Genomic DNA, 24,009 nt, shown 5'->3' with positions numbered 1-24,009 from the left:
TAGGGAGTAGCGGATGAAGATCATCATCCTCGGCGCAGGCCAGGTAGGCGGTACGCTGGCTGAGCACCTGGCCAGCGAAGCCAACGACATCACCGTGGTCGACACTGATGGCGACCGCCTGCGCGACCTGGGCGACCGCCTGGACATTCGCACCGTGCAAGGCCGCGGCTCGCTGCCTACGGTGCTGCGCCAGGCCGGTGCCGACGACGCCGACATGCTGGTGGCAGTAACCAACAGTGACGAGACCAACATGGTCGCCTGCCAGGTGGCCTATTCGCTGTTCCACACCCCGACCAAGATCGCCCGGGTGCGCGAGTCGGCCTACCTGACCCGCGAAGAGCTGTTCGACAACGACCATATCCCGGTCGATGTGCTGATCAGCCCCGAGCAGGTAGTGACCAACTACATCAAGCGCCTGATCGAGCACCCGGGCTCGCTGCAGGTGATCGACTTCGCCGAAGGCAAGGCCCAGCTGGTGGCAGTGAAGGCGTACTACGGTGGCCCGCTGGTGGGCCAGCAACTTCGCCAGATCCGCGCGCACATGCCCAACGTCGACACCCGCGTGGCGGCCATCTTCCGCCGCGACCGTCCCATCACCCCGCGGGGCGACACGGTGATCGAAGCCGACGACGAAGTGTTCTTCATCGCCGCGAAGAAGGACATCCGCGCGGTGATGGGCGAGCTGCGCCGTATCGACGAAACCAACAAGCGCGTGGTCATCGCCGGTGGCGGGCAGATCGGCGAACGCCTGGCCGAGGCCATCGAAAGCCGTTACCAGGTGAAGATCATCGAGATGAGCCCGGCCCGTTGCCGACACCTCTCCGACACCCTGGAAAGCACCGTGGTGCTGCAGGGCAGCGCCTCGGACAAGGACCTGATGCTCGAGGAGAACATCGCCGACGCCGACATCTTCCTGGCCCTGACCAACGACGACGAAGCCAACATCATGTCGTCGCTGCTGGCCAAGCGCCTGGGTGCGCGCAAGGTGATGACCATCATCAACAACCCGGCCTATGTCGACCTGGTGCAGGGTGGTGACATCGACATCGCCATCAGCCCGCAGCTGGCGACCATCGGCACCCTGCTGGCGCACGTACGCCGTGGCGACATCGTCAGCGTGCACTCGCTGCGCCGCGGCGCGGCCGAGGCTATCGAAGCGGTGGCGCACGGCGATTCGAAATCGAGCAAGGTGGTCGGCAAGGCGATCGAAGACATCGCCTTGCCGCCGGGTACTACCATCGGTGCGATCATTCGTGACGAAGAGGTGATGATTGCCCACGACGACACCATGATCGAATCGGGCGACCATGTGATCCTGTTCGTTGTGGATAAAAAGCATATTCGGGATGTGGAGAAGCTGTTCCACGTCGGCTTGAGTTTCTTCTAGGGGCACAGGGCATGCGCGAATCGCTGGAGAAAATGCTGGCCAAGGGTGTGGATAACCCGTTGCTGAGGTTCGGGCTGGGCAAGGCCTGGCTGGATGAAGGCAATGGCGCTGAAGCGGCGGTACACCTGGCGCGCTGCGTGGAACAGGACCCGAAGTACTCGGCGGCGTGGAAGCTGCTGGGCAAGGCGCATCAGCTGCAGGGTGACCTGGCGGCGGCGCGCAAGGCCTGGGAGGAGGGGATCGTCGCGGCGCAGGCCCATGGCGACAAGCAGGCCGAGAAAGAGATGACCGTGTTCCTGAAGAAACTCAACAAGACATCAGGTTGACGCGATCCCTGTGGGAGCGGGTTCACCCGCGAATGCGATGCTGGATTCACCGACGCATTCGCGGGTAAACCCGCTCCCACAGGGGGACAGTGAAACAATCAATACCAGCGCGGCTCGCCAGCCGGGCGCTTCTTGAAGCGCTTCATGCTCCACATGTACTGGCTGGGGTACTCGCGCACATAGCGCTCGACCACCTTGCTCATTGCCGCCGCCGACACCGTCACGTCGGTGCTGTACATCTCTTCCGGCGCCGCCTCCAGAAACACCTTGAAGCCCGAACCATCCGGCAGCCGCAGGGCATGCAGGAACACCCCCACCGCCTTGCCCCCGGCCAGCATGTTCGGCACGAACTTGCTGGTCAGCGCCTGGGTGCCCAGGAACGGTACGAACACCCCCGCCGACTCCGCCGGCTCCGGGTCGGCAGGAATACCCACCTGGCCACCACGGCGCACTTCCTTGATCACGCTGAGGATGCCTTCCTTGGTCGAAGGCGCCACGCGGTTGCCCATCTGCACGCGCTGCTCGCGCAGCAGGTCATCCACCGCCTTCAGCTTCGGCGGGCGGTAGAAAATGATCGGTTTGCACTGGTTGCAGTAGAAGTGGTTCAGCACCTCCCAGTTGCCCAGGTGGCTGGTGATACCGACCACACCCTTGCCCGAAGCCAGGGCCTGCTCCAGCACTTCCAGGCCGTGCACTTCCTTGACCAGCTCCAGCGAGCGCTGCGGCGGCCAGATCCAGGCACAGGCACTTTCGACGAAGGATTTACCGATATCCTTCAACGCGCGACCCACCAGTTGCTCGCGTTCGACCGGGTCCATCTCCGGGAAGCATTTGGCCAGGTTGATACGCACGACATTGCGCGAGCCGTTGGGGATCTTCCACATCAGCCAGCCGATACCGGCGCCGACGCGCTGCACAGCGCCCCAGGGCAGCTTGGCAAACAGACGCAGCACCCCGACCATCAGGGCGCCCTTGAACTTTTCCACAGGCGAATTCCTTATTTCAGCAAGGCGCGCATTGTAACCCCTCAACGCAACAAGGCGGCGTAGCGATCGCAATCGGTGGTGTGGTCCATGACCATGCCGGTGGCCTGCATGAAGGCATAGCAGATGGTCGGGCCAACGAAGGTGAAGCCGGCTTTCTGCAGGGCTTTGCTCATTGCCTTGGCTTCATCGGTAACTGCTGGCACCTCGCTGCGCCCCGTGAAGTGGTTGATCTTCGGCGCCCCACCAACAAACGACCACAGCCATTCGGCGGGGTTATCCACAGCCAGCCAGGCCTGCGCGTTACGCCTGGCAGCCTTGAGCTTGAGGCGGTTGCGGATGATACCGGCATCCTGCATCAGCTCCTCGATGCGTTCGTCGCTCATGACGGCGAGTTTCACCGGATCGAAGCCGTGCATCACCTCGCGATAACGCTCGCGTTTGCGCAATACGGTGATCCACGACAGCCCCGCCTGGAACCCTTCGAGCAAAAGCATCTCGAACAGCAACGCCGGGTCACGCTGTGGCGTTCCCCATTCCTGGTCATGGTAGGCCTGGTACAACGGATCGTCGGTACACCAAAAGCAGCGTGGCATAAGGCTCCAATGAGTAGAGGGCGAGGCGAATCAGGTTATACTCCCGCTCTTTACATCCGCATCCCCAGATACAGGTGAATTTCGTGAGCCAGCCTACGCCAGCCGTGCGTACCTTCCAAGACCTGATCCTCGCCCTGCAGAACTACTGGGCCGAGCAAGGTTGTGTGGTGCTTCAGCCCTACGATATGGAAGTAGGCGCCGGCACTTTCCACACCGCTACATTCCTGCGCGCCGTGGGTCCAGAAACCTGGAACGCCGCCTATGTGCAGCCTAGCCGTCGCCCTGCCGACGGGCGGTATGGCGAAAACCCCAACCGCCTGCAGCACTACTACCAGTTCCAGGTGGTACTCAAGCCCAACCCGGCCAACTTCCAGGAGCTGTACCTCGGCTCGCTGAAAGCCATCGGCCTGGACCCGCTGGTCCACGACATTCGCTTCGTCGAAGACAACTGGGAATCGCCGACCCTCGGCGCCTGGGGCCTGGGTTGGGAAATCTGGCTCAACGGCATGGAAGTCACCCAGTTCACCTACTTCCAGCAGGTAGGCGGCATCGAGTGCTACCCGGTCACCGGTGAAATCACCTACGGCCTCGAGCGCCTGGCCATGTACATCCAGGGCGTCGACTCGGTGTACGACCTGGTGTGGGCCGACGGCCCGTTCGGCAAGGTCACCTACGGTGACGTGTTCCACCAGAACGAAGTGGAGCAGTCGACCTACAACTTCGAACACGCCAACGTCGAGAAGCTGTTCGAACTGTTCGACTTCTACGAAAGCGAAGCCAACCGCCTGATCAAGCTTGAGCTGCCGCTGCCGACTTATGAAATGGTCCTGAAGGCCTCGCACACCTTCAACCTGCTGGACGCCCGCCGCGCCATCTCGGTAACCGAGCGCCAGCGCTACATCCTGCGTGTACGTACCCTGGCCCGGGACGTGGCGCAAAGCTATCTGCAAGCCCGTGCACGCCTGGGCTTCCCGATGGCTACCCCTGAACTGCGTGACGAAGTGTTGGCTAAGCTGGAGGCTGCACAATGAGTGCTCAAGATTTCCTGGTAGAACTGGGCACCGAAGAGCTGCCGCCGAAGGCCCTCGCCAGCCTCGGCGAAGCTTTCCTGGCCGGTATCGAGAAAGGCCTGCAGGCCGCTGGCCTGAACTACACCGGCAAGCAGGTATACGCCGCGCCGCGTCGCCTGGCCGTGCTGATCCGCCAGCTGGACGTGCAGCAGCCTGACCGCAGCATCAACATCGACGGCCCGCCCCTGCAGGCTGCTTTCAAAGACGGCGAGCCGACCCAGGCTGCCTTGGGCTTTGCCAAGAAATGCGGTGTGGAGCTGTCGGAAATCGACCAGAGCGGCCCCAAGCTGCGCTTCTCCCAGCACATCCCGGGCAAGGCCACCGCTGGCCTGCTGCCGACCATCGTCGAAGATTCGCTCAACGACCTGCCGATCCCCAAGCGCATGCGCTGGGCGGCCAGCCGTGAAGAGTTCGTGCGCCCGACCCAATGGCTGGTGATGCTGCTGGGCGACCAGGTGGTCGACTGCACCATCCTGTCGCAGAAGGCCGGCCGTGAATCCCGTGGCCATCGCTTCCACCACCCGGAAAACGTGGTCATCACCACCCCGGCCAACTACGTCGAAGACCTGCGCAAAGCGTACGTGCTGGCCGACTTCGCCGAGCGCCGCGAGCTGATCAGCAAGCGTACCGCCGAGCTGGCCATGCAGCAGGAAGGCACAGCCATCGTGCCACCGGCGCTGCTGGACGAAGTGACCGCTCTGGTGGAGTGGCCAGTGCCGCTGGTGTGCTCGTTCGAGGAGCGTTTCCTCGAAGTGCCGCAGGAAGCCCTGATCACCACCATGCAGGACAACCAGAAGTACTTCTGCCTGCTGGACAGCGAAGGCAAGCTGCTGCCGCGCTTCATCACCGTGGCCAACGTCGAAAGCCGTGACCCGAAGCAGATCGTGCAAGGCAACGAGAAGGTCGTGCGCCCACGCCTGACCGATGCCGAGTTCTTCTTCAAGCAGGACAAGAAGCAGCCGCTGGAAACCTTCAACGAGCGCCTGAAGAACGTGGTGTTCCAGGCTCAGCTGGGCACCGTGTACGACAAGGCCGAGCGCGTTTCCCGGCTGGCCGCCTTCATCGCCCCGCTGATTGGCGGCGACGCCCAGCGCGCCGGCCGTGCCGGCCTGCTGTCGAAGTGCGACCTGGCCACCGAGATGGTCGGCGAATTCCCTGAGATGCAGGGTGTTGCCGGTTACTACTACGCGCTCAACGACGGTGAGCCGGAAGACGTGGCCCTGGCCCTGAACGAGCAGTACATGCCGCGCGGTGCTGGCGCCGAGCTGCCGCAGACCCTCACCGGTGCTGCCGTGGCCATCGCCGACAAGCTCGACACCCTGGTCGGCATCTTCGGCATCGGCATGCTGCCGACCGGCAGCAAGGACCCGTACGCCCTGCGCCGTGCTGCCCTGGGCGTGCTGCGTATCCTGATCGAGAAGCAGCTGGACCTGGACCTGACCGGCGCGGTCGAGTTCGCAGTCAAGCAGTTCGGCGCCAAGGTCAAGGCCGCCGGCCTGGCCGAGCAGGTACTGGAGTTCATTTTCGACCGCCTGCGTGCACGCTACGAAGACGAAGGCATCGACGTGGCCACCTACCTGTCGGTACGTGCCCTGCAGCCAGGTTCTGCCCTGGACTTCGACCAGCGTGTGCAGGCTGTACAAGCCTTCCGCAAGCTGCCGGAAGCCGAGGCCCTGGCGGCGGTGAACAAGCGCGTGTCGAACCTGCTGAGCAAGGCCGAAGGCGCCATCGCCGATCACGTCGAGCCGAAGTACTTCGACAATGCCAACGAGTTCTCCCTGTACTCGGCCATCCAGCAGGCCGACCAGGCCGTGCAACCGATGGCAGCTGCACGCCAGTACAGCGAATCGCTGGCCCGCCTGGCGGCCCTGCGTGACCCGGTCGACGCCTTCTTCGAGGCAGTGATGGTCAACGCCGAGGACGCCAAGGTACGCGCCAACCGTTATGCCCTGCTCAGCCGCCTGCGCGGCCTGTTCCTGGGCGTGGCCGACATTTCGCTGCTGGGGTAAGCCTTGAAACTGCTGATTCTCGACCGTGACGGAGTCATCAACCACGACTCCGACGCCTACATCAAGACGCTGGACGAGTGGGTGCCGATCCCTGGCTCGGTCGAAGCGATCGCGCAGTTGAGCAAGGCGGGCTGGACGGTGGCCGTTGCCACCAACCAGTCCGGCATTGCCCGTGGCTACTATGCGCTGGCAACCCTCGAGGCCATGCACGCGCGCCTGCGCGCGCTGGTGGCCGAGCAGGGTGGCGAGGTGGGCCACATCGTGTATTGCCCGCACGGGCCGGACGAAGGCTGCGATTGCCGCAAGCCCAAGCCTGGCATGCTGCGGGCGATCGCCGAGCATTACCAGGTCGGCCTGGAAGGCGTCTGGTTCGTTGGCGACAGCAAAGGTGACCTGGAGGCCGCCCTGGCCGTCGGTGCACAACCCGTGCTGGTGAAAACCGGCAAGGGCGAGCGGACCCTGGAAAAAGGCGTCCCGGAAACTACACTGATTTTCGACGATCTGGCAGCTATCGCCAGAGAACTAATTTAAACAGTGCGCCTTCGGGCGCATTTTTCTCAGGCGGGCATGCCCCGCAATGGTACAAGCCACTATGTCGATCCTGCAGGCGATCAGAATCTTTCTTTTTTACCTGCTGCTGGGCACCAGTTCGCTGCTGTGGTGCTCGCTGAGCTTCTTCGTCGCGCCGTTCCTGTCGTTCCCCAAGCGCTACAAGTTCATCAACGTGTACTGGTGCCGTTGCGCGTTGTTCCTGGTGCGCACCATCCTGGGTATCGACTACAAGGTCACTGGCGCCGAGAACGTGCCTGATGAGCCTTGCGTGATCCTGTCCAACCACCAGAGCACCTGGGAAACCTTCTTCCTTTCCCAGTACTTTTCGCCGCTGAGCCAGGTGCTCAAGCGCGAGTTGCTGTACGTGCCGTTCTTCGGTTGGGCCATGGCCATGCTGCGGCCGATCGCGATCAACCGTGACAACCCCAAGGAAGCCCTGCGCCAGGTAGCCAGCAAGGGTGATGAGTTGCTCAAGCAGAAGATCTGGGTGCTGATCTTCCCGGAAGGGACCCGTGTGCCGTTCGGCACCATGGGCAAGTTCTCCCGTGGCGGTACCGCGCTGGCGGTGAATGCCGGGCTGCCAGTGCTGCCGATTGCCCACAACGCCGGCAAGTTCTGGCCGAAAACCGGTTGGGGCAAGCGCGCTGGCACCATCGAGGTGGTGATTGGCAAGCCGATGTACGCCAACGGCACCGGGCCACGGGCCATTGCCGAGCTCAACGACCGCGCCGCGGCGTGGAACGAAGCGACCCAGCGGGCCATGGGTTCGCTGCCGCCAGCAGAGGAAAAACCCCAGGAGCAGATGGCCTGACCATCTGTGGATAACTTGTGAACTGTTTTTGGATTAAATGCCTGAAGTGATAGCTAAGTGTTTGAATTAGCTGTTTATTTCTGTGTATGACATTTTTCTGAAAATCGTGCATAAGTTTTTTTGGGGCATAAGAAAACCGGCTTTTACAGCCGGTTTTTTTATGGGCTCGGTAGCAGGATTGCACCCTCTGTGGGAGAAGACTGTGGGAGCGGCCTTGCGTCGCGAAAGGGCCGCAAAGCGGCCCCGGCAATTCATGCATCACTGCTGAAATCCTGGGGCCGCTTTGCGGCCCTTTCGCGACGCAAGGCCGCTCCCACAACAAGCGCTTCAGCGCCTGAGCATTTGGTGCAGGCCTTGAGCTGCGTCAGATCTTGTCGATATCCACATCCTTGGTTTCTTTCAGGCAGAAGATTCCCACCACCAGGCTGACCCCGGTCACCAGCACCGGGTACCACAGCCCGTAGAAGATATCCCCCGTATACACCACCAGCGCGAATGACACCGTTGGCAGGAATCCACCGAACCAGCCGTTGCCAATGTGGTAGGGCAGCGACATCGAGGTGTAGCGGATACGGGTCGGGAACAGCTCGACCATTACCGCCGCCAGCGGCCCATAGGTCATCGTCGCGATCAGGATCATCGCCACGATCAGCACCACCACCATCACCTGGTTGACCTGAGCAGGGTCGGCCTTGGCCGGGTAGCCGGCCTGTTCCACCGCCGCACGCATGGCCGCTTCGTCGAAGCCGTTGATGGTCTTGTCACCGATGTTCACCACCACATCGCTACCGGCCACATCCACCGAGCTATAGGGCAGGCCCTGCTTGACCAGGAAAGTCTTGACCTTGTCGCACGGGCTGTCGAAACGCGCCTTGCCCACCGGGTCGAACTGGAAGGTACAGCCTTGTGGGTCGGCAGTGACCACGATCGGCGCCTGGCGGCTGGCTGCGTCGATCTGTGGGTTGGCGTAGTGGCTCAGCGCCTTGAACAGCGGGAAGTACAGCAACGTGGCCAGCAGCAGGCCGAGCATCAGGATCGGCTTGCGGCCAATACGGTCGGACAACCAGCCGAAGAACACGAAGAACGGCGCACCAATGACCACGCTGATGATCAGCAAGGTATTGGCCTGTGCCGGGTCCATCTTCAGCATCTGGGTCATGAAGAACAGCACGTAGAACTGCGCCGTGTAGAAGGTCACGGCTTGCCCGGCGTTAATGCTGAACAAGGCGGTAAGCACCACTTTCAGGTTCGGCCAGGAGGTGAACGACTCACGGATCGGCGACTTGCTGACCTTGCCTTGGGCCTTCATTTTCACGAAGGCCGGCGACTCGTGCATGCTCATGCGGATCCAGGTGGAAATCGCCAGCAGCACGATCGACAGCAGGAACGGCAGGCGCCAGCCCCAGGTTTCGAACTGGTCACCACTGATATAGCGGCTGCCCAGCACCACCACCAGCGACAGCAGCAGGCCGAGGGTGGCGGTGGACTGAATGAAGCCCGTGTGGAAGCCGCGCTTGCCGGGCGGCGCATGCTCTGCCACATAGGTGGCCGCACCGCCGTACTCACCGCCCAGCGCCAGCCCCTGCAGCATGCGCAGGACCACCAGGATGATCGGTGCTGCGATGCCAATGCTGGCGTAGGTGGGCAACAGCCCCACCGCGAAGGTGGACAGGCCCATCAGCACGATGGTGACCAGGAAGGTGTACTTGCGCCCGATCATGTCGCCCAGGCGGCCGAACACCAGCGCGCCGAACGGCCGCACCAGAAAGCCGGCGGCAAAGGCCATGAGGGCGAAGATGAAGGCGGTGGTATCGTTCACGCCAGCGAAGAACTGCTTGCTGATGACCGCTGCCAACGCACCATAGAGAAAAAAGTCATACCACTCGAAAACTGTCCCGAGGGATGACGCGAAAATGATCTTGCGTTCTTCACGGCCGCTGGCGCTGCTGGCCGCCGCACCCTGCTCTTGGATGTAATCCGACATCGTTGCTGTCCTCGGCCCGCAGGCCACAGTGATTATTCTTGTTGTTCCACTGTCGGCAGCTTCTGACCGCTAGCTGCCGGTACTGCACGCACCCCGGGGTCAGGGCGTCGGTATCGCGTCTTCGTTCAGATAGGTCTGGGTAGCAGCTCCTTTGAGAATCAGTTGCGCCGCCTTCTCGGCGATCATCAGGGTGGGTGAACAGGTATTGCCGGAGGTGATCTGCGGCATGATCGAGGCGTCAGCCACGCGCAGGCCGGGGATGCCGTGCACGCGCAACTGGTTATCCACAACGTCCAGTTCGCCATTGCCCATGCGACAGGTGCCGACCGGGTGAAAGATGGTGGTGCCGATCTTGCCGGCGGCTTCGAACAGCTCTTCCTCGGTTTGCAGGGCTGGGCCCGGCAGGTATTCCCTTGGGTCGAACGCAGCGAGGGCAGGGGCCTGGACGATGCGCCGGGTAAGGCGAATGGCATCGGCGGCGACGCGCAGGTCCTGGGGGTCGCTGAGGTAGTTGGGGTCGATCAGCGGCGTGCTGTTCATGTCGCTGCTGCGGATATCGATACGCCCGCGGCTGGCCGGGCGCAGGTTGCACACCGAAGCAGTAAAGGCCGGGAACCTGTGCAGTGGCTCGCCGAAGCGTTCAAGTGACAGCGGCTGCACGTGGTACTGCAGGTTGGCGGTGGCCTGCTCCGGGCTGGAACGCACGAACGCGCCCAGTTGGCTCGGCGCCATGGCCAGCGGGCCACTGCGGTCATAGAGGTAGCGCAGGCCCATGCCCATCTTGCCCCACAGGCTGTTGGCCATCTGGTTCAAGGTGCGGGTATTGCGGATCTGGTAGATCAGGCGCAGTTGCAGGTGATCCTGCAGGTTGCCGCCAACGCCTGGCATGTCGTGACGCACGCCGATACCCAGGCTTTCCAGCAACTGGCGCGGGCCGATGCCGGAGCGCTGCAGAATACCGGGTGAGCCCACCGCACCCGCACAGAGGATGATCTCGCGACGCGCCGCAAACTCGTGCCAGGCACCTTGCCAGAACGCCTTCACCGCCCGTGCTCGGGTGTTGTTGAGCAGCACCTGGTCAACCTGGACGCTGGTCAGCACAGTGAGGTTGGGGCGGTCCTTGATCGGCCTCAGGAAGGCCTTGGAGGCGTTCCAGCGCACACCACCGCGCTGGTTGACCTGGAAATATCCACAACCCTGGTTGTCGCCGGTATTGAAGTCATCGACCTTGCCGATACCACTTTGTTCGGCGGCATCGCGGAAGGCGTCGAGGATCGGCCAACTGTAACGCTGGCGCTCGACCCGCCATTCGCCGTCACCGCCGTGGTGCTCACTGGCGCCGGCAAAGTGGCTTTCGCTGGCCTTGAACAGTGGCAGGACATCCTTCCAGGCCCAGCCGCCGTTGCCTTGCTCGGCCCAGCGGTCATAGTCGGCGGCCTGGCCGCGCATGTAGATCATGCCGTTGATCGAGGAGCAGCCACCCAGCACCTTGCCCCGTGGATAGCCCAGCGCACGACCGCCCAGGCCAGGCTGCGCCTCGGTCTTGAAGCACCAGTCGGTGCGCGGGTTGCCGATGCAATAGAGATAACCGACGGGGATATGGATCCAGGGATAGTTGTCACGGCCACCCGCTTCCAGCAGCAGCACGCGGCAGGAAGGGTCGGCGGACAAACGATTGGCCAGCAGGCAACCGGCGGGACCGGCCCCTACGACCACGTAGTCGAAGACAGAATCGGCTGATGGCATGTGCAACCTCGGGCCTGATTATTATTCTTGTCCCGATCCATCTTAGTGAGTAATTTCGTGGAGGAAACACGAGATTTCGCGCAGCCGCTGTGCGTTTTAGCACAGGGGTAAGCCTGTACCGGCCTCTTCGCGGGCACGCCCGCTCCCACAGGGATCGCGTTACCTTGTGGGAGCGGGCGTGCCCGCGAAGAGGCCGGAACGAACTGCCAAAAAGGATCAGCATGTTCGACTGGAACGATCTGCGGTTTTTCCTCGAGTTGCAGCGCAGCGGCCGCTTGCTTACCGCCGCCAAGCGCCTCAACACCACCCACAGCACCGTGGCCCGGCACATCGAGAGCATCGAGCAAAGCCTGGGTACTGCGCTGTTCGTGCAGCATGCCCAGGGCTATGAACTGACCCCCTCGGGCCAGGCTCTGCTCAAGCACGCCGAGGCCATGGAAAACGTCGCCCTGCTGGCGCAGGAAGAAATCACCCAGGCCATCACGCCGCTGGGCAAGATTCGCCTGGGGGTGACCGAAGGCATCGGCATCATGTTCTTCACCCCGCGCATGAATGCGCTGTTCGACCGCTACCCCGGCCTGGAAGTGGAGCTGGTGGCGGTGCCGCGCTTCGTCAGCATCCTCAACCGCGAGGCAGAGATCAGCATCCACCTGGAACGGCCCAACGCCGACCTGCTGATCACCCGCAAGCTCACCGACTATCGCCTGGCCCTGTACGCCAGCCAGGCCTACCTGGACCGCGCGCCACCGCTGCGCAACCGCGAGGACCTGGCCCGGCACAGCTGGATCGGCTACGTCGACGACTTGCTGTTCAGCCAGGAACTGCTGTTTCTCAACAGCTTCTGCCGGGCCCCCAACGTGGTGTTTCGCAGTACCAGCGTAATCGCCCAGCAAACCGCCGCCCGCGCCGGGCTGGGCATTGCCGTACTGCCCAACTACATGGCCCGCCACGACCCGACGCTGGTGCGCGTGCTGCCTGGCGAAACCATCCAGCGTAGCTACTGGATCTGCACCCGCCGCGAACTGCACAAGTCGGTGCGCCTGCGGGTAGTGTGGGACTACCTGCTGGCGCTGTGTGCGGCAGAACAGGGCGAGCTGTTAGCCCAGTAGCGCCTTGCCGGCCAGCAGCAAGGCCGCAGCCCAACCGGCCACGGCAAACATCTGCTGCAAGCGCGGCCCGGCCAGCCTGGCCGCCAATGGCCGCGCCAGCAGCAGGCCGAGCACCGCGCCGCCGGCGAACGGGGCGCCAACCTGCCAGTGCATCACCCCTGCCAGGCTGGCGCTGACCACACTGCCGGTGGACACCAGGGCGATCACCGCCAGCGAGGTGGAGACGATGCTGGTCATGCGCAGGTTGGTGTAGCGGTTCAGGGCCGGGATGATGACAAAACCACCACCCACGCCCAGCAAGCCGGACAGCAGCCCGGACAATGCGCCGGTGAAGGCCAGGGCGCGCGCGCAGGGCAGGGTCCAGCGCAAACGGCCCTGCAGCGGGTTCAACACACAGGGTTCGATGTAGCGATGGGCGTCATTGCCTGCGCCGCGCAGTTCCTTGGCCGCCTTGCGCCAGATACGCACGCAGGCGTACACCAGCACCCCGGCGAACACCAATTGCAGTGGCGTGTTCGGCAGGCGGTGCGCCAGCATCAGCCCGAAGGGCGCCGCTGCCACACCGATCAATGCGATGAACAGCGCCGCCCGGTAGCGCACCAGCCCCTGACGCAAGCCCAGCACAGCCCCCACCGCCGCTGCCATGCCTACGGCCAGCAGGCCGACCGGTGCCGCCTCGACCATCGACAGGCCCAGGCCGAACACCAGCAAAGGGACAGCGAGAATGCCACCGCCGGCACCGGTCAACGCCAGCACGGCACCGATGATCGCGCCCAGGCCCGCGCCTAATAATTGATGTTCGATCACTGCCCACCCTCGGCGACCAACTGCGGGCGTGCCAGCCACTCGCGGCCCTTGAGCATGCCTTTCCAGTACAAGGGTGGCAGCGCCTGTGCCTTGAGCAACCAGGCCAGACGCGTCGGTTTACGGCCATCCAGCAACCAGTTGGGGAAGCTCGGTGCCAGCTTGCCGCCATAGGTGAATTCGGCCAGGACGATCTTGCCGCGCTCGACGGTGAGCGGGCACGAGCCATAGCCATCGTATCGGGCCAGGGTGGGTAGCCTGCCCAGGGCCACCAGCACATTGTTGGCCACGACCGGCGCCTGCTTGCGGGCAGCGGCGGCGGTCTTGGCATTGCTGGTGTTAGCCACGTCCCCCAAGGCATGGACATTGGTGAAGTGGCGATGGCGCAGGGTGTGCGGATCGACATCGACCCAGCCGGCGCTGTCGGCCAATGGGCTTTCACGAATGAAGTCCGGTGCCACCTGCGGCGGTACCACGTGCAGCATGTCGAACGCCTCGATACGGGTTTCGCTGCTGCCATCGGCCAAGGTACGCGCGAAGGTGGCGCGCTTGTTCGGGCCATCCACGGCTACCAGGCGGTGGGAAAAATTGAGGTCCACAGCGTACTTCTCGATGTACTTCATCAAGGCGGGCACGTAGTCCGCCACACCGAACAACACCGCGCCGGCATTGAAGAAGCTGGCTTTTACGGCCCCCAGGTGACCGTGCCGCAGCCAGTGGTCGCAAGACAGGTACAGCGCCTTCTGCGGCGCGCCCGCGCACTTGATCGGCATGGGTGGCTGGCAGAACAGGGCGCGACCTTGCTTGAGCTTCTGCACCAGCTCCCAGGTATAGGGCGCCAGGTCGTAGCGGTAGTTGGAGGTGACGCCGTTGCGGCCCAAGGTCTCGCTGAGGCCATCAATGGCCGCCCAATCCAGCTTGAGGCCAGGGCAGACCACCAGCTGTTCATAACTGGTGGCGCGGCCGCCTTCGAGGAGGACCAGTTGGCCCAGCGGGTCGAACCCCTGCACCCGTGCCTTTATCCAGCGCACACCCCGCGGGATGATCGAGGCCATGGTACGAGCAGTGCTGGGTGCCTTGAACACGCCGGCACCGACCATGGTCCAACCAGGCTGGTAGTAGTGCACCTCGGCGGGGTCGATCAAGGTCACATCCAGCGACGGGTCACGGCTGATCAGGCTGGAAGCAGTGGCGATGCCGGCGGCACCGGCACCGACGATGACCACTTTGTGGTGGTCGGTATTGGCAGGGGACAACAAGGCAGACATGGCGGTAAATCCTGGAAATCTGGTTATGGGGCAGGGCGGTCACAGCTTGTTCAGCGGAATCTTCAGGTAGCTCACACCGTTCTCTTCCGGCGCGGGGAACTGGCCGCTGCGCATGTTCACCTGCACCGAAGGCAGGATCAGCACGGGCATGTCGAGAGTCTTGTCGCGGGCTTCACGCATGGCGACGAAGCTGTCCTCATCGACACCCTGATGGATATGAATATTGCTGGCGCGCTGCTCGGCCACGGTGGTGACGTACTGCATGTCGCGGCCACCTGGCAGGTAGTCGTGGCACATGAACAGCCGGGTCTGGTCGGGGAAGGCCAGCAAGCGACGGATCGAGCGGTACAGGGTGCGAGCATCGGCCCCCGGGAAGTCACAGCGAGCAGTACCGTAATCGGGCATGAACAAGGTGTCGCCGACGAACACCGCGGTCTCGCCGGCGTCCTCGATCATGAAGCTCATGCACGCAGGCGTGTGCCCTGGGGTGTGCAGCGCGCGGGCATGCAGGTTGCCAATGCGGAAACCTTCCTCGTCTTCGAACAGCACATCGAACTGGCTGCCATCGCGGGCGAAGCCAGGCTCGGCATTGAACAAGGCGCCGAACACTTTCTGTACCTGGGTGATGTGGGCGCCGATGGCGGTATGGCCGCCGAGCTTTTCCTTCAAATAAGCCGCTGCCGAAAGGTGGTCGGCATGCACATGGGTTTCCAGCACCCACTGCACGCTGGCTTCAAGCTCGGCCACTCGCTGGATCAGGCGGTCGGCCGAGGCAGTGCAGGTGCGCCCGGACTTGGGGTCGTAATCCAGCACACTGTCAATCAATGCGCACTGGCGGGTTTCAAGGTCCATGACCAGGTAGCTGATGGTCGAGGTCGCCTGGTCGTAAAAGGCGTCCACGTGCAGGTTGTTGCCGATGATCATCACGTTCTCCAATTTATCCACCCGGCCTTGTACAGGCGCAGGCAGTGCCAGGAGGTTTATCAAGATGCATGCCAGGCATTTTCTCGCGAGCGGGCCAATGAAACCGGCCCGTTGCTGACAGTTGCCGATGACAGTGGCAGCGCGGCTGGCAGTCGACTGTCAGCCAATGGCAGTGTTTGGCAGTCCTTGTTACCCTGCGCCGGTCATCCAATCGGTGCCGTCATGCCTGAAGCCCATCCCCTCATCCTAGCCCTGGTTTCCTACCTTGAGCACGATGCCCTGCCAACCATCGTGCTGGATACCGACTACAACATCCTGGCCGCCAACGCTGCCTATCGCCGCCAGTTCGGTCGCCATGAGCAGGCGCCGCTGGGCGAAAAATGCCACAAGGTCTCGCACCACTATGCCGTACCTTGCGACCAGGCCGGCGAGCATTGCCCGATGCGCAAGGCATGGCACAGCAAGGTACCGGAGCGGGTGCTGCACATTCATCACACGCCACGCGGCCCCGAGCATGTGGATGTCGAGCTGCGGCCGATCCTGGATGAACAGGGCAGGGTGGTGGCCTTTGTCGAACGCCTGACCAGCATCACCCTCGCATCGGCGCAGCCCCAGGAGCAAGGGCTGGTCGGCCGGGCGCCAGCGTTCAAGGCGGCCCTGGCCAGCCTGCAGCGTGCGGCGCCGGCGCAGATCCCGGTGTTGCTGCAGGGTGAGTCGGGTACCGGCAAGGAACTGTTCGCCCGCGCGGTGCACATGGGCAGCCCAAGGGCCAACGGCCCGTTGGTGGTGGTCGACTGTACCGGCCTGACCGAGTCGTTGTTCGAGAGCGAGCTGTTCGGCTACGAGAAGGGCGCGTTCACTGGCGCCAACCAGCGCAAGATCGGCCTCGCCGAAGCGGCGCATGGCGGCACCCTGTTCCTCGATGAAATTGGCGAAGTACCGCTGGCGATGCAGGTGAAGCTGCTGCGCCTGATCGAGTCCGGCAGCTTCCGCCCGGTGGGTAGCCTGCGCACGGTGCATTCGGATTTTCGTCTTGTTTCAGCGACGCACAAACCCCTCCGGCAGATGGTGGCGGATGGTACCTTCCGCGAAGACCTGTATTACCGCATCAGCGGCTTCCCGATCCGCCTGCCGGCATTGCGCGAACGTGTGGAAGATTTACCCCTGCTAGCGCAGAGCCTGTTGCAACGCATGGCAGGCAAGCCGACGCCCAGGCTGAGCGACGATGCCTTGCAGCAGCTTGGCCTGCATCCATTCCCGGGCAACATTCGCGAGCTGCGCAACATTCTGGAAAGGGCACGCCTGTTTGCCGATGACGGGCTGATCCGGCCGGAGCATTTGCCGGAGGATATCGGACCGGCGGGGGCGATCAAGGCAGGTGGCCGGCGCAATCACCTGGGTGAACTGGCGCAGGCACTGGAACAGTTCAAGGGCTCGCGCAGTGAACTGGCCCGTCACCTTGGCCTGAGTGAGCGCACGCTGTATCGCCGGTTGAAGGAACTTGGCCTGAATTGACGCGTGGGCTGCGCCGGCCCTCTCGCCGGCAAGCCGGCTCCCACAGGTACGTCACAGGACCTGAATACAGCACCACACCCGCTCCCATAGGGATGGCGCTTCACGGACCTTTACCGGACCTTTACCTCTGCACTGACATTAAGCGGGAAGGATTGTGGTCTGATCAGTTAACCGAACCTGGCAACCTGTCAGCTCCCGCCAGGCGTTAACATGCAGAGGACCGCATCAAATGAAAAAGACCCTAACCGTGATCTGCGCCGCGCTCATGCTCAGCGCCCCCTTGGCCAGCTTCGCGCAGCCGGGCCCACCTGATCGGCATGATGGCGGCCCTGCACACCAAGGCAACCCGCCCCATGGTCAGCCACAGCACCAAGGCCGCCATGACAATGGCCGCGGTCCCGCCTACCGCGACCCGAACTTCCGCCCACAACCGGGCATGCCGGTTCCGCATCAACAGTGGCATCGCGGTCATGTGGTTGACCCGCATTACCGTGGCGACCGTTACTGGGTGACCGACTGGAAAGCACGCCACCTGTATGCTCCACCCCGTGATCACCGCTGGTTGTATGTGAACGGGGACTATGTGCTGGTGGCTATTGCCAGTGGTGTGATCGTCAACGTCCTAAGCGGTTACTGATTTCTACAGGCACTAAAAAGCCCGCTTTCGCGGGCTTTTTAGTGCCTGTAGATCTACGCGAATCAGAAGTCCAGGTTCGACACCGACAACGCGTTGCTTTCAATGAAGTCACGACGCGGCTCGACTGCATCACCCATCAGGGTGTTGAAGATCTGGTCGGCAGCGATCGCATCCTCGATGGTGACCTTGAGCATACGGCGAACGGTCGGGTCCATGGTGGTTTCCCACAGCTGGTCCGGGTTCATCTCACCCAGCCCTTTGTATCGCTGAATCGTGTGTCGCTTAGTGGTCTCGTTCATCAGCCAATCCAGGCCTTCCTTGAACTCGACGATTGCCTTGCGGCGCTCACCGCGCTGCACGTAAGCACCTTCGCCCAACAAGCTGGAAAGCTTGGCACCAATGTTGACTACGGTACGGTAGTCATTGCTGCCGAAGAAGTCCCGGTTGAAGGTGACATAGCTGGCCAGGCCGTGGGAGGTAATTTCCACTTCTGGCAACCATACGTTGCGCTCTTTGTCTTCGCGCAGGCTGGCTTTGTAAACCAGGCCGGACTTCTGGCTGTTGTTCAGACGCTCCTGGAACTGGGCCAACCAGGCTTGCATCACAGCGTGGTCACCCAACTGCTCCAGGCTCACCTCCGGCAGGTAGATGAAGTGCTCGGTCAGCTCTTCCGGGTACAAGCGCGACAGGCGCTTGAGGGTCTTCATGACGCTACGGAATTCATTCACCAGTGCTTCCAGCTGCACACCGGAAACCGCTGGCGCCGACTCGTCCAGGTGCAGGCTGGCATCTTCCAGGGCCGACTGGGTCATGTACTCTTCCATGGCCTCGTCGTCCTTGATGTACTGCTCCTGCTTGCCTTTCTTCACCTTGTACAGCGGTGGCTGGGCAATGTAGATGTAGCCACGCTCGACCAGCTCCGGCAGCTGACGGAAGAAGAAGGTCAGCAGCAGTGTACGGATGTGCGAACCGTCAACGTCAGCATCGGTCATGATGATGATGTTGTGATAACGCAGCTTGTCGATGTTGTACTCTTCGCGGCCGATACCACAGCCCAGCGCAGTGATCAGCGTGCCCACTTCCTGGGACGAGATCATCTTGTCGAAGCGCGCTTTCTCGACGTTGAGGATTTTACCCTTCAACGGCAGGATCGCCTGAGTACGACGGTTGCGGCCTTGCTTCGCCGAGCCACCCGCGGAGTCACCCTCCACCAGGTACAGTTCGGAAAGGGCAGGGTCCTTTTCCTGGCAGTCCGCCAGTTTGCCTGGCAAGCCGGCGATATCCAGCGCACCTTTGCGGCGAGTCATCTCACGAGCTTTACGTGCCGCTTCACGGGCACGTGCCGCGTCGATCATCTTGCCAACGACGGCCTTGGCCTCGTTCGGGTTTTCCAGCAGGAAGTCGGCGAAGTACTTGTTCATCTCCTGTTCCACGGCGGTTTTCACCTCCGAGGAGACCAGCTTGTCTTTGGTCTGCGAGCTGAACTTAGGGTCCGGTACCTTCACCGAGATGATCGCGGTCAGGCCTTCACGGGCGTCGTCGCCAGTAGTCGCGACCTTGTTTTTCTTGGCCAGGCCTTCCTGTTCGATGTAGCTGTTCAGGCTACGGGTCAGCGAGGAACGGAAGCCCACCAGGTGAGTACCGCCGTCGCGCTGCGGAATGTTGTTGGTAAAGCACAGCAGGTTTTCGTTGAAGCTGTCGTTCCACTGCAGGGCGACTTCAACACCCACGCCATCGTCACGCTGGACGTTGAAGTGGAATACCTGGGAGTTGACCGGGGTCTTGTTGGTGTTCAGGTATTCGACGAATGCACGCAGGCCGCCTTCGTACTTGAAGAATTCTTCTTTACCACTGCGCTCATCCTTCAGCAGGATGCCAACGCCCGAGTTGAGGAACGACAGCTCGCGTATACGCTTGGCCAGGATGTCCCAGCTGAAGTGGATGTTCTTGAAGGTTTCAGCCGATGGCTTGAAGTGGATGTGGGTACCAGTGCTTTCGCTGTCACCGACAACCGCCATCGGCGCCTGTGGAACACCGTGAACATAGGTCTGTTCCCAGATCTTGCCGCTACGGCGAACGGTCAGTACCAGTTTCTCGGACAGGGCGTTCACAACAGAAACACCTACGCCGTGCAGACCACCGGATACCTTGTAGGAGTTGTCGTCGAACTTACCGCCAGCGTGCAGCACGGTCATGATGACCTCGGCTGCGGAAACGCCTTCTTCTTTATGCACGTCGACCGGAATGCCGCGACCGTTGTCGCGCACACTGATGGATTCGTCCGGGTGGATGATGACGGTGATGTCATCGCAGTGACCGGCGAGGGCTTCGTCGATCGAGTTGTCGACCACCTCGAAGACCATGTGGTGCAGGCCGCTGCCATCATCGGTGTCGCCAATGTACATGCCGGGGCGCTTGCGCACGGCATCCAAACCTTTCAGCACCTTGATGCTGGAGGAGTCGTACGTTTGATTTTCGCTCATGCATTCACTCCCGATGGTCGTGGGTCTGGGTGATACGGCCTTGTTCCACGTGGAACAAAGCAACTGGCGTTTCCGTCTGCCAGCCTTCCCTCAGTAATTCGTGATCTACACAGGTGATGAACACCTGGCAGCGTAATTCTTCAAGCAAGCGACACAGCGCGCGGCGATGCTGGTCGTCCAGCTCGGACGGCAAGTCATCCACGAGATAAATACAGTGACCGCGGCGAGCCTGACTAACGAGGTGGCCTTGGGCAATGCGCAATGCACACACCACCAGCTTTTGCTGACCACGCGACAGGATGTCGGCTGCGTTGTTGGCAGCCAGACGAAGACGCAGATCAGCACGCTGCGGACCGGCCTGGGTATGGCCCATCTGCTGATCGCGAAGGAGAGAGGAGGCGAGTACTTCTTGCAGTTCCCGGTCCTTGTCCCAGCCTCGGTAGTAGCTCAGGGTCAACCCGTCCAGCTCGACCAGTTCGCTCAGGGTTCGCTCGAAGACGGGCTTCAAGGCCTTGATGTAGTTGCGACGGTATTCATCTATTTCCGCGCTGGCCAGGCACAATTCCCGGTCCCAGGCGGCTTGCGAAGCTGGGTCAAGTGTACCATGCCGCAACCATGAGTTCCGCTGCCGCAGTGCCTTCTGCAGCCGTTGCCAGGCAGGCAGGAAACGAGGTTCCACGTGGAACACTCCCCAATCCAGGAACTGGCGGCGTATTTTCGGAGCACCTTCCAACAGGCGGAAACTGTCTGGGTTGATGAGCTGGAGCGGTAGCAACTCAGCCAGCTGCGCCGCGCTGCGCGCGTTCTGCCCATCGATGCGAATAGTGAACTCCCCTTGCCGCTCCCGGGATACACCCAGGTTGCTGCTGCCACCCTCGGCTAATTGCACTTCGCCGAACACGGTACAGGCAGGCTGTTCGTACTGGATAACCGGGTTCAGGCGGGTGCTGCGGAATGAGCGCGCCAGCCCGAGCAAGTGCACGGCTTCAAGCACGCTGGTCTTGCCGCTGCCGTTGGCGCCGTAAAGGATGTTGATGCGGGGGGAGGGTGAGAGTGTCACCGGGTGCAAGTTGCGCACCGCGGTGACAATGATACGTCGAAGGGACATTTCGCCTGCTACGGTTACAGGCGCATCGGCATGACAACGTAGGAAGAATCGTCATTGCCGGCTTCCTGCAGCAGGGCACTGCTGTTGGAGTCGGACAGGATCAGACGAACTTGCTCGGTAGTCATCACGCCCAGCACGTCCAGCAGGTAGCTGACGTTGAAGCCGATTTCCAGCGAGCTACCTTCGTAGTCCACGCTGATTTCTTCTTCAGCTTCTTCCTGCTCGGGGTTGTTGGCCTGGATCTTCAGTTGGCCAGCAGCCAGTTGCAGGCGGATACCGCGGTACTTTTCGTTGGAAAGAATCGCAGTACGGCTGAAGGCTTCACGCAGCGCCTGGCGGTCGCCGACCACCAGCTTGTCACCACCCTTGGGCAGTACACGCTCGTAGTCCGGGAACTTGCCGTCCACCAGCTTGGAGGTGAAGGTGAACTCACCGGTGGTGGCGCGGATGTGGTGCTGGCCCAGGACGATGCTCACCATGCCTTCCGGGTCGGTCAGCAGGCGCGCCAGTTCGAGGATACCTTTGCGTGGCACGATGACCTGATGGCGATCATCCTGCTCGATGGGCGCGCTCATGGAGCACAGCGCCAGGCGGTGGCCGTCGGTGGACACAGCACGCAGGGTGTTGCGGGAAACCTCCAGCAGCATACCGTTGAGGTAGTAGCGCACATCCTGCTGGGCCATGGCGAAACTGGTGCGCTCGATCAGGCGGCGCAGCTTGCTCTGTTCCAGGTTGCAGGTCAGCGAGCCCGGGCCTTCTTCCACGGTCGGGAAGTCATTGGCTGGCAGGGTCGACAGGGTAAAGCGGCTGCGACCGGCCTTGACCAACAGTTTCTGCTCGTCAACCTTGATATCGATCAGGGCATCGTTCGGCAGGCTTTTGCAAATGTCCATCAGCTTGCGCGCCGGGACAGTGATTTCGCCAGGCTCGGCCGGCTCTTCCAGTTGCACACGGCCTACCAGCTCGACTTCCAGGTCGGTACCAGTCAACGACAGTTGCTGGCCTTGCACGACCAGCAATACGTTGGACAGGACCGGCAAGGTCTGACGGCGCTCGACGACACCGGCGACCAGTTGCAGGGGTTTCAACAGGGCTTCGCGTTGAATGGTGAAATGCATGGTCTAGTCCCTTGCCTTCAATTAGCTGCGCAGACGGCCATCAGGTCGTCAGCGTCCGCAGCAGGTTCTTGTAGTCCTCGCGGATGTCCGCGTCGGATTCCTTAAGTTCGTTGATCTTGCGGCAGGCATGCAGCACGGTCGTATGGTCGCGACCACCGAACATGTCGCCGATTTCCGGCAGACTGTGGTTGGTCAGCTCCTTGGACAGGGCCATGGCCACCTGACGTGGACGCGCCACGGAACGCGAACGACGCTTGGACAACAGATCGGAGATCTTGATCTTGTAGTACTCGGCGACGGTACGCTGAATGTTATCCACACTGACCAGCTTGTCTTGCAGCGCCAGCAGGTCCTTGAGCGACTCACGGATCAGCTCGATGGTGATGTCGCGGCCCATGAAGTGCGAGTGAGCGATCACCCGCTTCAATGCACCTTCCAGTTCGCGGACGTTGGAACGGATACGCTGGGCAATGAAGAAGGCTGCGTCATGCGGAAGTTCGACCTTGGCCTGGTCGGCCTTCTTCATCAGGATCGCCACGCGAGTTTCCAGCTCTGGTGGCTCGACGGCCACCGTCAGGCCCCAACCAAAGCGCGACTTCAGGCGCTCTTCCAGGCCTTCGATCTCCTTGGGGTAGCGGTCAGAGGTAAGGATTACCTGCTGGCCGCCCTCGAGCAAGGCGTTGAAGGTGTGGAAAAACTCTTCCTGCGAGCGCTCTTTACGGGCGAAGAACTGGATATCGTCGATCAGCAACGCATCCACAGAACGGTAGAAGCGCTTGAATTCGTTGATGGCGTTGAGCTGCAGCGCCTTGACCATGTCCGCGACGAAGCGCTCCGAATGCAGGTACACGACCTTGGCGTTCGGGTTCTTCTTCAGCAGGTGGTTACCCACAGCATGCATGAGGTGGGTTTTACCCAGGCCCACACCACCATAAAGGAAGAGCGGGTTGTAGCCATGCTTGGGGTTGTCGGCCACCTGCCAGGCAGCCGCGCGCGCCAGCTGGTTCGACTTACCTTCGACGAAGGTGTCGAAGGTGAAGGTGCGGTTCAGGTAGCTGGTGTGCTTGAGCGCGCCTTCAACTTGCACGGTGCGCTGTTCTGTCCGGGCACTGCCGGCCGTCGCCGGAGCCGGCTCGGCCATGGCATCGAAGCTGTCACGCGAAGATGGCTCGGCCAGTTCATCGACCAGCACAGGCTCGGCCGCTGCCACGGCTACCGGTTCGACCACTGCCGGCACTGCCTTCTGTGTCTGGCTCTGCGCCTGGGTGTGCGCCAGCGAAGCGGCCACGGCGGCACTCACAGGTGCGTTGGGCGCCGCACGTGGTGCCGAGCTGCGGCGGCTGCCGATCAACAAGGAAAGGGCAGGCGCAATACCGCTGCCGTTTTCGCCCAACAGCTCGAGCAAGCGACCCAGGTACTTTTCATTGACCCAATCGAGAACGAAACGGTTAGGCGCATAGACGCGCAACTCGTCGCCTTCGGCTTCGACCTGTAGCGGACGGATCCAGGTGTTGAATTGCTGGGCAGGCAGTTCATCGCGCAGAAGCTCCACGCACTGCTGCCAAAGTTCCACTGACAC

At 62.1% G+C, this 24,009-nt stretch carries 20 protein-coding genes; 9 read left to right on the top strand and 11 right to left on the bottom strand.

What is annotated here, in order from left to right; all coding sequences use genetic code 11:
• The first annotated feature begins 13 nt into the window (after positions 1-13).
• The gene (gene trkA, locus MKK04_RS00100) at positions 14-1,387 is read left to right on the top strand and encodes a Trk system potassium transporter TrkA (RefSeq protein WP_013970264.1); all 1,374 of its coding nucleotides are present in this window, start codon (positions 14-16) and stop codon (positions 1,385-1,387) included.
• An 11-nt stretch (positions 1,388-1,398) separates the two neighbouring features.
• Positions 1,399-1,713, top strand: coding sequence for a tetratricopeptide repeat protein (locus tag MKK04_RS00095; protein ID WP_061550195.1), 315 nt, complete (start codon positions 1,399-1,401; stop codon positions 1,711-1,713).
• A 98-nt stretch (positions 1,714-1,811) separates the two neighbouring features.
• Here MKK04_RS00095 and MKK04_RS00090 read toward each other — a convergent pair whose 3' ends face one another.
• Both MKK04_RS00090 and MKK04_RS00085 read right to left on the bottom strand, forming a co-directional pair.
• Positions 1,812-2,699, bottom strand: coding sequence for a lysophospholipid acyltransferase (locus tag MKK04_RS00090; RefSeq protein ID WP_063912307.1), 888 nt, complete (start codon positions 2,697-2,699; stop codon positions 1,812-1,814).
• Positions 2,700-2,740: 41 nt separating this feature from the next.
• Complete coding sequence (locus MKK04_RS00085) at positions 2,741-3,292, bottom strand: DNA-3-methyladenine glycosylase I (RefSeq protein ID WP_233687625.1); 552 nt, start codon at positions 3,290-3,292, stop codon at positions 2,741-2,743.
• Between the two features lie 83 nt (positions 3,293-3,375).
• Between MKK04_RS00085 and glyQ the strand changes: the two genes are divergently transcribed.
• From glyQ to MKK04_RS00065, 4 genes are read left to right on the top strand one after another with little or no spacing between them, the layout of a single operon-like run.
• Positions 3,376-4,323 (top strand): glycine--tRNA ligase subunit alpha, encoded by a 948-nt coding sequence (gene glyQ, locus MKK04_RS00080; protein WP_023377955.1) that lies wholly within the window; start codon positions 3,376-3,378, stop codon positions 4,321-4,323.
• Positions 4,320-6,371, top strand: coding sequence for a glycine--tRNA ligase subunit beta (gene glyS / locus MKK04_RS00075; protein WP_063912305.1), 2,052 nt, complete (start codon positions 4,320-4,322; stop codon positions 6,369-6,371). Before glyQ ends, glyS begins: the two co-directional genes overlap by 4 nt.
• A gap of 3 nt (positions 6,372-6,374) precedes the next feature.
• Positions 6,375-6,902 carry a D-glycero-beta-D-manno-heptose 1,7-bisphosphate 7-phosphatase gene (gene gmhB, locus MKK04_RS00070; RefSeq protein ID WP_085601056.1) on the top strand — a complete coding sequence of 176 codons (528 nt, stop codon included), beginning with the start codon at positions 6,375-6,377 and terminating at the stop codon, positions 6,900-6,902.
• 46 nt (positions 6,903-6,948) lie between these two features.
• Complete coding sequence (locus MKK04_RS00065) at positions 6,949-7,734, top strand: lysophospholipid acyltransferase family protein (RefSeq protein ID WP_207831427.1); 786 nt, start codon at positions 6,949-6,951, stop codon at positions 7,732-7,734.
• Positions 7,735-8,098: 364 nt separating this feature from the next.
• On the opposite strand, the gene MKK04_RS00060 is transcribed toward MKK04_RS00065, so the two are convergent.
• Positions 8,099-9,718 carry an MFS transporter gene (locus MKK04_RS00060; RefSeq protein WP_207831426.1) on the bottom strand — a complete coding sequence of 540 codons (1,620 nt, stop codon included), beginning with the start codon at positions 9,716-9,718 and terminating at the stop codon, positions 8,099-8,101.
• Positions 9,719-9,817: 99 nt separating this feature from the next.
• Positions 9,818-11,464: a GMC family oxidoreductase gene (locus MKK04_RS00055; protein ID WP_241106130.1), complete on the bottom strand. Its 1,647-nt coding sequence runs from the start codon at positions 11,462-11,464 to the stop codon at positions 9,818-9,820.
• A 221-nt stretch (positions 11,465-11,685) separates the two neighbouring features.
• Here MKK04_RS00055 and MKK04_RS00050 point away from each other — a divergent pair, with 221 nt between their 5' ends.
• Entirely contained in the window at positions 11,686-12,573 is an 888-nt protein-coding gene (locus MKK04_RS00050; RefSeq protein ID WP_063912301.1) for a LysR family transcriptional regulator, read from the top strand.
• Here the strand turns inward: MKK04_RS00050 and MKK04_RS00045 are convergent.
• From MKK04_RS00045 to MKK04_RS00035, 3 genes are read right to left on the bottom strand one after another with little or no spacing between them, the layout of a single operon-like run.
• On the bottom strand, positions 12,562-13,380 hold the full coding sequence (locus MKK04_RS00045; RefSeq protein WP_207831422.1) for a sulfite exporter TauE/SafE family protein: 819 nt from the start codon (positions 13,378-13,380) through the stop codon (positions 12,562-12,564). The genes MKK04_RS00050 and MKK04_RS00045 overlap by 12 nt on opposite strands.
• Positions 13,377-14,645 (bottom strand): NAD(P)/FAD-dependent oxidoreductase, encoded by a 1,269-nt coding sequence (locus tag MKK04_RS00040; protein WP_233694004.1) that lies wholly within the window; start codon positions 14,643-14,645, stop codon positions 13,377-13,379. Before MKK04_RS00040 ends, MKK04_RS00045 begins: the two co-directional genes overlap by 4 nt.
• A 39-nt stretch (positions 14,646-14,684) precedes the next feature.
• Positions 14,685-15,569, bottom strand: a complete 885-nt coding sequence (locus MKK04_RS00035; protein WP_063912298.1) for an MBL fold metallo-hydrolase — start codon at positions 15,567-15,569, stop codon at positions 14,685-14,687.
• A 222-nt stretch (positions 15,570-15,791) separates the two neighbouring features.
• Here MKK04_RS00035 and MKK04_RS00030 point away from each other — a divergent pair, with 222 nt between their 5' ends.
• Both MKK04_RS00030 and MKK04_RS00025 read left to right on the top strand, forming a co-directional pair.
• Positions 15,792-17,084, top strand: coding sequence for a sigma-54 interaction domain-containing protein (locus MKK04_RS00030; RefSeq protein WP_233687621.1), 1,293 nt, complete (start codon positions 15,792-15,794; stop codon positions 17,082-17,084).
• 229 nt (positions 17,085-17,313) lie between these two features.
• Positions 17,314-17,721, top strand: a complete 408-nt coding sequence (locus MKK04_RS00025; RefSeq protein WP_207831414.1) for an RcnB family protein — start codon at positions 17,314-17,316, stop codon at positions 17,719-17,721.
• A gap of 62 nt (positions 17,722-17,783) precedes the next feature.
• Here the strand turns inward: MKK04_RS00025 and gyrB are convergent, their stop codons facing one another.
• The 4 genes from gyrB to dnaA are packed head-to-tail and all read right to left on the bottom strand — an operon-like array spanning position 17,784 to position 24,009.
• Positions 17,784-20,204, bottom strand: a complete 2,421-nt coding sequence (gyrB, locus tag MKK04_RS00020) for a DNA topoisomerase (ATP-hydrolyzing) subunit B (protein ID WP_063912295.1) — start codon at positions 20,202-20,204, stop codon at positions 17,784-17,786.
• Between the two features lie 4 nt (positions 20,205-20,208).
• Complete coding sequence (gene recF / locus MKK04_RS00015; protein ID WP_112251663.1) at positions 20,209-21,312, bottom strand: DNA replication/repair protein RecF; 1,104 nt, start codon at positions 21,310-21,312, stop codon at positions 20,209-20,211.
• Positions 21,313-21,326: 14 nt separating this feature from the next.
• Positions 21,327-22,430: a DNA polymerase III subunit beta gene (gene dnaN / locus MKK04_RS00010; RefSeq protein WP_003260019.1), complete on the bottom strand. Its 1,104-nt coding sequence runs from the start codon at positions 22,428-22,430 to the stop codon at positions 21,327-21,329.
• A 40-nt stretch (positions 22,431-22,470) separates the two neighbouring features.
• Positions 22,471-24,009 carry a chromosomal replication initiator protein DnaA gene (gene dnaA, locus MKK04_RS00005; protein WP_207831412.1) on the bottom strand — a complete coding sequence of 513 codons (1,539 nt, stop codon included), beginning with the start codon at positions 24,007-24,009 and terminating at the stop codon, positions 22,471-22,473.

Origin of the sequence: Pseudomonas sp. LS.1a (genome assembly GCF_022533585.1) — a bacterium.
In the GTDB taxonomy this organism is placed as follows: Bacteria; Pseudomonadota; Gammaproteobacteria; order Pseudomonadales; family Pseudomonadaceae; genus Aquipseudomonas.
Note: the sequence above shows the minus strand (reverse complement) of the source record. Positions and strands in the feature narration are given on the sequence as shown.